The sequence below is a fragment of the Sphaerisporangium aureirubrum genome (assembly GCF_042658925.1).
Lineage (GTDB): Bacteria > Actinomycetota > Actinomycetes > Streptosporangiales > Streptosporangiaceae > Sphaerisporangium > Sphaerisporangium aureirubrum.
Genome location: NZ_JBHSRF010000199.1, coordinates 1 through 854, shown reverse-complemented (window position 1 = coordinate 854; position 854 = coordinate 1). Strand labels below are relative to the sequence as shown.

Here is an 854-nt window from a genome sequence, read left to right as displayed (position 1 = left end):
ACGCCGACCACGGGTCCGCCTCCGGGTGGGCTGGTGGGGTGGGCCACGCAGGGTGGTGGGACCACCGGTGGTGGTAACGCCTCGGCGACCACGGTGACCAGTTCCTCGGCGCTGACCAGTGCGCTGACGGCGTCCGGCAGTGGTGTGATCCGGGTGTCGGGCACGATCAGCTGCTCGGGCATGCTGCGGGTGGCGTCCAACAAGAGCGTCATCGGCAACTCCGGCTCGGCCCTGGTGGGCTGCGGGCTGAACGTGTCGGAGGCCTCCAACGTGATCATCCGCAACATGACGTTCCGCAACTGGAACGACGACGCGATCAACGTGCAGTACTCCACCCGGGTGTGGATCGACCACAACACCCTGTCCAACGGCTACGACGGCGCCATCGACGTCAAACGCGCCAGCGACTACGTCACCGTCTCCTGGAACCGCATCTCCAGCCACGACAAGTCGATGCTGCTGGGCCACAGCGACGACAACGGCGGCGAGGACCGGGGCCACCTGCGGGTGACCTACCACCACAACTGGTTCGACGGCACCGGCCAGCGGCACCCGCGGGTCCGGTTCGGCAACCCCGTGCACGTCTACAACAACTTCTACGGCGGCGTGACCAGCTACGGGGTGGCCTCCACCGAAGGCGCCGGTGTGCTGGTGGAGTGCAACTACTTCGAGAACACCCAGGACCCCTACCACCTGGGTGAGGGCGATTCGGGTCCCGGCACGCTGGTCGCGCGCAACAACCAGATGGTGAACTCCGGAGCCGGGCAGACCGGAGGCAGCGTCGCCTCCATCCCCTACTCCTACTCCTGTGACACCCCCTCGCAGGTGAAGTCCATCGTCACCGGCGGCGCCGG

General features: G+C 67.3%; 2 protein-coding genes. One reads left to right on the top strand and one right to left on the bottom strand.

The genetic code is table 11. The features are described 5' to 3' along the window. Positions 1 to 212, bottom strand: a 212-nt coding sequence (locus tag ACFP1K_RS41130; protein ID WP_380764040.1) for a hypothetical protein, incomplete at its 3' end; no start/stop codon positions are given. Between ACFP1K_RS41130 and ACFP1K_RS41125 the strand changes: the two genes are divergently transcribed. Beyond that, the coding region (locus tag ACFP1K_RS41125) for a pectate lyase family protein (RefSeq protein ID WP_380764038.1) at positions 181 to 854 on the top strand (674 nt) is incomplete at its 3' end. The genes ACFP1K_RS41130 and ACFP1K_RS41125 overlap by 32 nt on opposite strands.